Consider the following 6,756-nt stretch of genomic DNA (forward strand, 5'->3'; position numbering starts at 1 on the left):
TTGCCTGGTCTACGGTTTGTAGGCCGGGTAAGCGTAGCGCCCCCGGCGAAAAGAGCCCCAGAACCGACACAACACGCACTCCTGGAATGATGAAAAAATTTTTAGCGCTTGCTCTTGTTGCACCGTTACTTGTTTCGTGTTCCTCCAGTAAGAAAGGCGATAGCTATAACGAAGCCTGGGTAAAGGACACCAACGGTTTTGACATTCTGATGGGGCAATTCGCCCATAACATCGAAAATATCTGGGGATTTAACGAGGTTCTGATCGCAGGACCAAAGGACTACGTTAAGTATACCGACGCTTACCAGACCCGCAGCCACATCAACTTTGACGAAGGTACTATTACCGTCGAGACCATCGCCGGAACCGATCCTGCGGCGCGTTTGCGCGAGGCGATCGTGAAAACCTTGCTGATGGGTGACGATCCGGGCTCTATCGACCTCTACTCCGATGCTGACGACATCACCATCTCCAAAGAGCCGTTCCTCTATGGCCAGGTGGTGGATCAAACCGGCCAGTCCATTCGCTGGGAAGGCCGTGCTAATAATTTTGCTAACTACCTGTTGCAGACGCGTCTGAAAAGCCGCAGCAATGGCCTGCGCGTTATCTACAGCGTGACCATTAACCTGGTGCCAAACCACCTCGATAAACGTGCTCATAAATATGTCGGAATGGTGCGCCAGGCGTCGCGTAAATATGGTGTCGATGAGTCGCTGATCCTGGCGATTATGCAGACCGAATCCTCGTTCAACCCCTACGCGGTGAGCCGTTCCGACGCGCTGGGCCTGATGCAGGTTGTGCAGCACAGCGCCGGGAAAGATGTGTTCCGCTCGCAGGGAAGATCGGGTATGCCAAGCCGCAGTTACCTGTTTGATCCTGCCAGCAATATCGACACCGGTACCGCCTACCTGGCGATGCTGAACAACGTCTACCTGAGCGGCATCGATAACCCGACCTCTCGCCGCTACGCGGTGATCACCGCCTACAACGGCGGCGCAGGCAGCGTGCTGCGCGTCTTCTCCAGCGATAAAATCCAGGCGGCAAACATTATCAACAGTATGTCACCGGGGGATGTATACCAGACCCTCACCAGCCGTCACCCTTCCGCAGAATCCCGCCGCTACCTCTACAAGGTCAATACGGCTCAGAAGAGCTATCGTAGAAAGTAGTGTGACTTTTTTACCCTCTCCTGCGCGGGGAGGGTAAAGAGTCCATCGATCCCCGCCCGCCTTACCCATAGGAAATTGTTATTTGCATCACAATCCAAACTGCAAATTAATGTTGATTGCATTTTTTTGCGGGAGGTAACAAAACATCACGCCACTCGCTGATAGAATTGCATCAAATCCAAAACCCAAATGTTTCTACACCAACATACAGCCCGCTCTCTTTGTGAGGAAAGTAACATGAACCTTAAGCTGCAGCTTAAAATATTGTCGTTTCTGCAGTTCTGTCTGTGGGGGAGCTGGCTAACCACGCTCGGCTCCTACATGTTTGTCACCCTGAAATTCGATGGTGCTTCCATCGGCGCGGTCTATAGCTCGCTGGGCATTGCCGCGGTATTTATGCCGACCCTGCTCGGGATCGTGGCGGACAAATGGATCAGCGCGAAATGGCTTTACGCCTTCTGCCACCTGGTGGGGGCGGCCACGCTGTTTATGGCCGCGGGCGTAACCACGCCGGGGGCGATGTTTGTGGTGATCCTGCTTAACTCGCTGGCCTATATGCCAACGCTTGGGCTTGTGAACACCATCTCCTACTATCGCCTGAAAACGGCAGGTCTGGACATCGTGACCGACTTCCCGCCGATCCGTATCTGGGGCACCATCGGCTTTATTATGGCGATGTGGGCGGTGAGCTTCTCCGGCTTTGAGCTGAGCCATATGCAGCTCTATATCGGCGCGGCGCTCTCCATCGTGCTGGTGCTGTTCACCCTGACCCTGCCCCACATTCCGGTCTCTAACCAGCAGACAAACCAGAGCTGGAGCTCCATGCTTGGCCTGGACGCGTTCGCGCTGTTTAAAAACAAACGCATGGCGATCTTCTTCATCTTCTCCATGCTGCTGGGCGCGGAGCTGCAGATCACTAACATGTTCGGCAACACCTTCCTGCACAGCTTCGATAACGACCCGATGTTCTCCGGGAGCTTTATCGTTGAACATGCCTCGGTGATGATGTCCATTTCGCAGATCTCCGAAACGCTGTTCATTCTGACCATCCCGTTCTTCCTGAGCCGCTACGGCATCAAGAACGTCATGATGATCAGTATCTTCGCGTGGATGCTGCGCTTTGGTCTGTTCGCCTACGGCGACCCGTCAGCCTTCGGTACCGTGCTGCTGGTGCTGTCGATGATTGTCTACGGCTGTGCGTTCGACTTCTTCAACATCTCCGGTTCCGTCTTTGTGGAGAAAGAGGTACGTCCGGAAATTCGCGCCAGCGCCCAGGGCATGTTCCTGATGATGACCAACGGCTTCGGCTGTATTCTCGGCGGCGTGGTGAGCGGTAAGGTTGTGGAGATGTATACCACCAACGGTATTACCGACTGGCAGCCGGTATGGCTGATCTTTGCAGGCTACTCGCTGGTACTGGCCTTCGCGTTCATGGTGCTGTTCAAGTACAAACATGTTCGTACCCCAACAGGTGTGCAGACCGTCGCACATTAATCTGTGAAATCCCCCTCCCTGCGGAGGGGGATTTTTTTTACTTCAGAACATACCCGTACAAACGCTTGATCCCGTCCGCATCCTTTTCGCTGTAAACGCCCTGCAGTTCCGGAGAAAAACCGGGTAACAGGTTGACGCCCTCTTCCAGCGCCAGGAAGTAACGCTGCACCGCTCCACCCCACAGTTCGCCCGGCACCACACACAGCACCCCTGGCGGGTATGGCAACGCCCCTTCCGCCGCGATACGCCCTTCGGCTTCGCTGATGCGCACCAGCTCGACGTCACCGCGAATAAAGGCCTGGTTAGCATCCTGCGGATTCATCGCCACGGTGGGCAGGCTCTCTTTGCGGAACATCGCCTTTTGCAGATCCTTCACGTCAAAGCTGACATACAGATCGTGCATCTCCTGGCAAAGCTGACGCAGCGTGTAGTCGCGGTAGCGGACCGGATATTTGTTCCAGATGGTCGGCAGGACATCCGCCAGCGGGGTGTCATCTTCAATGTGCTGCTCAAACTGGCCCAGCATCGCCACCAGTTGCGCCATCTTCTCGGCGCTCTCCGCCGGGGTCAGCAGGAAGAGAATGGAGTTGAGATCGCACTTCTCCGGGACAATGCCTTTCTCGCGCAAGTAGTGCGCCAGAATGGTCGCCGGGATGCCAAAGTCGGTGTACTCCCCGCTTTCAGCATCGATGCCCGGCGTGGTCAGCAGCAGCTTGCACGGGTCGACAAAGTACTGCTCTTCGGCATACCCCTCAAAGCCGTGCCATTTCGCCCCCGGTTCAAAGCTGAAGAAACGCAGCTCGCTGGCAATCGCATGGGTAGGATGATCCTGCCACGGACGCCCGGCCACCACCGGCGGGATAAACGGCTTAATCATTTTACAGTTGGCGATAATCGCCTTGCGCGCTTCGATGCCCATCTCAACGCATTCGGCCCACAGCCGACGCCCGCTCTCCCCTTCGTGGATTTTGGCGTTCACGTCAAGGGCCGCAAACAGCGGATAGAACGGGCTGGTGGACGCATGCAGCATAAAGGCATTATTCAGGCGCTTATGCGGGCAGAAACGCGCCTGACCGCGGATATGGTTATCCTTTTTGTGGATCTGCGAGGTCTGGGAGAACCCGGCCTGCTGTTTGTGCACCGACTGAGTGACAAAGATCCCCGGATCGTTCTCGTTTAGCTCCAGCAGCAGCGGCGAGCTGTCGGCCATCATCGGGATAAACTGCTCGTAGCCTACCCACGCCGAGTCGAAGAGGATGTAGTCGCACAGCTGGCCGATTTTATCGATCACCTGACGGGCGTTATAGATGGTGCCGTCATAGGTGCCGAGCTGGATCACCGCCAGGCGGAACGGACGGGCTTCCAGAGCTTTCTCCGGAGCAACATCACGGATCAACTCCCGCAGGTACGCCTCGTCAAAACAGCGATCGTCGATGCCGCCAATAAAGCCAAAGGGGTTGCGCGCCGCTTCGAGGTAAACCGGCGTGGCACCCGCCTGGATCAGCGCCCCATGATGGTTGGACTTATGGTTATTGCGGTCAAACAGCACCAGATCGCCACGGGTCAGCAGCGCGTTAGTCACCACCTTGTTGGCGGCTGAGGTGCCATTAAGAACGAAATAGGTTTTGTCGGCATTGAATACTTTCGCCGCAAACTTTTGCGCATGTTTGGCAGACCCTTCATGGATCAGCAGATCGCCGAGCTTGACGTCGGCGTTGCACATATCGGCACGAAAGAGGTTCTCGCCAAAGAAATCGAAAAACTGGCGGCCGGCGGGATGCTTCTTAAAGAATGCGCCATGCTGGTGCCCAGGACAGGCAAAGGTGCTGTTATCCATTGCTACATACTGACTAAGGGTGTCGAAAAACGGCGGCAACAGATTCGCTTCATAGCGACAGGCCGCCGCTTCCAGCTCAAGCCACTCCTGTGCCTTACCGTCGATTACCGCATCGACACCCGCAGGCGCGTCTACCGGCTCTGGTGAGAACAGATAAACAGGTAAATGAAAACCGGTGCGTTTCAGTAATGCGAGGATGCCGCTGTGGCTTTCAGCGACGGTAATGACGACTGCCGCCACATCCGTAAAATCGGTGTTATCCAGCGTCACCACTTCCCGGTGCGTGGATAAGGCGGAGGCCAGCTCACGGCTGACGGCAATTTTCATTGATTTCATAAGCGCAAATACCCGTGCAAGGCGAGAAAAACCCCCGGACAGGGAGTCCCCCTGCCCAACGAATGTGTCTGACCGGAGTTCAGCTCCGACCGCCAGACATCAGTAAAAACAGAGCGCGTCTGGTTTTACTGCTGTCCTGCAGTGAGCCTGCGTTACCCTCACCGCATGGTGAGCTTAGAATAAGCGGTGTGGATGCGGCCAGCCATTCGTACAGCGAGAGAAAGTCTGTTCATGGGCGGCCCCGTATCTGAGAGGAGAAAATTCGCGCAATAATGTCACCTTTCGCCAGGAGGCGCAAGGAGGAATCATTATGCAAAAAATAGCATTACTTTTGGCGGTTACTCACTGAAAAGAGTAATAATAATGCAATATCAATGAGTAAATAACAGGAGTTCATAGTGGTTATTGGACCATTTATTAATGCCGGAGCCGTGCTGCTCGGTGGTGTACTGGGTGCCATGCTCAGCCAGCGATTACCGGAGCGTATCCGCTCCTCCATGCCCTCAATCTTCGGTCTGGCGTCGTTAGGCATTGGCATTTTGCTGGTCATCAAATGCGCCAACCTGCCGGTAATGGTGCTGGCGACCCTGCTTGGGGCGCTGATTGGCGAGTTTTGTTATCTGGAAAAGGGTATTAATAGCGCCGTCGGCAAAGCGAAAAATTTACTCTCACGGGGTAAACAGAAAGGCGGTGGCCACGACGCATTTATCCAGAACTACGTCGCCATCATTATTCTCTTCTGCGCCAGCGGCACGGGGATATTTGGCTCAATGCAGGAAGGGATGACCGGCGATCCCAGTATCCTCATCGCCAAAGCCTTTCTCGATTTCTTTACCGCCACAATCTTTGCAACCACGCTGGGGATTGCCGTCGCCGCGATCTCTGTGCCCATGCTGCTTATCCAGCTCGTGCTTGCAACCTGCGCCACGCTGCTGCTACCGCTAACCACTCCGGCGATGATGGCTGACTTTACCGCCGTGGGCGGCCTGCTGCTGCTGGCGACGGGGCTGCGGATCTGCGGTATCAAGATGTTTGCAGTGGTGAATATGCTGCCTGCGCTGGCAATCGCCATGCCGCTCTCTGCCCTGTGGACAGCGTTTTTTGCCTGATAATGCAGCAAAGTGGCGACAGAGTGTGCGGTCAGTAGCGAAACCAACAAATTTCGTTGACGACAGAGGGCAGATCGGGTTTAATGCGCCCCGTTGCCCGGATAGCTCAGTCGGTAGAGCAGGGGATTGAAAATCCCCGTGTCCTTGGTTCGATTCCGAGTCCGGGCACCACTATTTAAAGAACCCGCCCAAAAGGCGGGTTTTTGCTTTCTGAGAGCCGGACTCTTCATCGAACGATGTTCGATTATTCGCCGCAAGCGGCTCACCCCTTCGGGGCCAGCGCGGCAAGCACGCTGTTCAACGCCTCCGGCGTTAGTCCGGGTCCGGGCACCACTATTTAAAGAACCCGCCCAAAAGGCGGGTTTTTGCTTTTGGCAAAACAGAATTTAACAACGGCCCTTTCTCTTCCAGCTTTACTGTCAACGCTTCCGGGCATCTATCAGTACGTCAGCAGCGTTGAACCATTCTGACGTCTTATTTGTGGCACACAGGCGTTGTGGAAGGCTTAACCTCTTCAAAGCAGTTCCCCCTCCCCTGGCCTTTCTCGCGTCTAACCGTCGTTAAAACCGCACTCTGCGTAACGATCGATATAGACCACACGATCGCTAGATGGCTGTTAAGTCATCGGGAAATGCACATGGCAGTGCACGATATTGCTGAACAATCGACAGGGTGACCCGTAGGCCGGGTAAGGCGAAGCCGCCGCCCGGCTTTTTTAACGCCCAACGCAAAAAGCCCATCCGTGAGGATGGGCTTTCGGCTTTAATTGATGCCTGGCAGTTCCCTACTCTCGCATNNGGGGAGNCCCCAC

5 protein-coding genes and 1 tRNA gene are annotated in these 6,756 nt (G+C 55.2%); 4 read left to right on the forward strand and 2 right to left on the reverse strand.

What is annotated here, in order from left to right:
• The first annotated feature begins 89 nt into the window (after positions 1-89).
• Positions 90-1,169, forward strand: a complete 1,080-nt coding sequence (mltC, locus tag ACOKCT_RS14755; RefSeq protein ID WP_103176937.1) for a membrane-bound lytic murein transglycosylase MltC — start codon at positions 90-92, stop codon at positions 1,167-1,169.
• Between the two features lie 237 nt (positions 1,170-1,406).
• On the forward strand, positions 1,407-2,663 hold the full coding sequence (locus tag ACOKCT_RS14760; RefSeq protein ID WP_103176938.1) for a nucleoside permease: 1,257 nt from the start codon (positions 1,407-1,409) through the stop codon (positions 2,661-2,663).
• Between the two features lie 37 nt (positions 2,664-2,700).
• On the opposite strand, the gene ACOKCT_RS14765 is transcribed toward ACOKCT_RS14760, so the two are convergent.
• On the reverse strand, positions 2,701-4,836 hold the full coding sequence (locus ACOKCT_RS14765) for an ornithine decarboxylase (RefSeq protein WP_420193610.1): 2,136 nt from the start codon (positions 4,834-4,836) through the stop codon (positions 2,701-2,703).
• 398 nt (positions 4,837-5,234) lie between these two features.
• Here ACOKCT_RS14765 and ACOKCT_RS14770 point away from each other — a divergent pair, with 398 nt between their 5' ends.
• Both ACOKCT_RS14770 and ACOKCT_RS14775 read left to right on the forward strand, forming a co-directional pair.
• Positions 5,235-5,945 carry a DUF554 domain-containing protein gene (locus ACOKCT_RS14770; RefSeq protein ID WP_103176940.1) on the forward strand — a complete coding sequence of 237 codons (711 nt, stop codon included), beginning with the start codon at positions 5,235-5,237 and terminating at the stop codon, positions 5,943-5,945.
• 95 nt (positions 5,946-6,040) lie between these two features.
• Positions 6,041-6,116 (forward strand) — tRNA-Phe (locus ACOKCT_RS14775).
• Between the two features lie 434 nt (positions 6,117-6,550).
• Here the strand turns inward: ACOKCT_RS14775 and ACOKCT_RS14780 are convergent.
• Positions 6,551-6,741, reverse strand: a 191-nt coding sequence (locus tag ACOKCT_RS14780; RefSeq protein WP_420193611.1) for a hypothetical protein, incomplete at its 5' end; no start/stop codon positions are given.
• Between the last annotated feature and the right edge of the window lie 15 nt (positions 6,742-6,756).

Origin of the sequence: Leclercia sp. M-A074-M, from assembly GCF_965195605.1 — a bacterium.
Classification (GTDB): Bacteria; Pseudomonadota; Gammaproteobacteria; order Enterobacterales; family Enterobacteriaceae; genus Enterobacter.

Excerpts from the sequence above, each read along its gene's own strand:
- ACOKCT_RS14760 (WP_103176938.1), top strand. The coding sequence starts at position 1,407 with ATGAACCTTAAGCTGCAGCTTAAAATATTGTCGTTTCTGCAGTTCTGT.
- mltC (WP_103176937.1), top strand. The coding sequence starts at position 90 with ATGAAAAAATTTTTAGCGCTTGCTCTTGTTGCACCGTTACTTGTTTCG.
- ACOKCT_RS14765 (WP_420193610.1), bottom strand. The coding sequence starts at position 4,836 with ATGAAATCAATGAAAATTGCCGTCAGCCGTGAGCTGGCCTCCGCCTTA.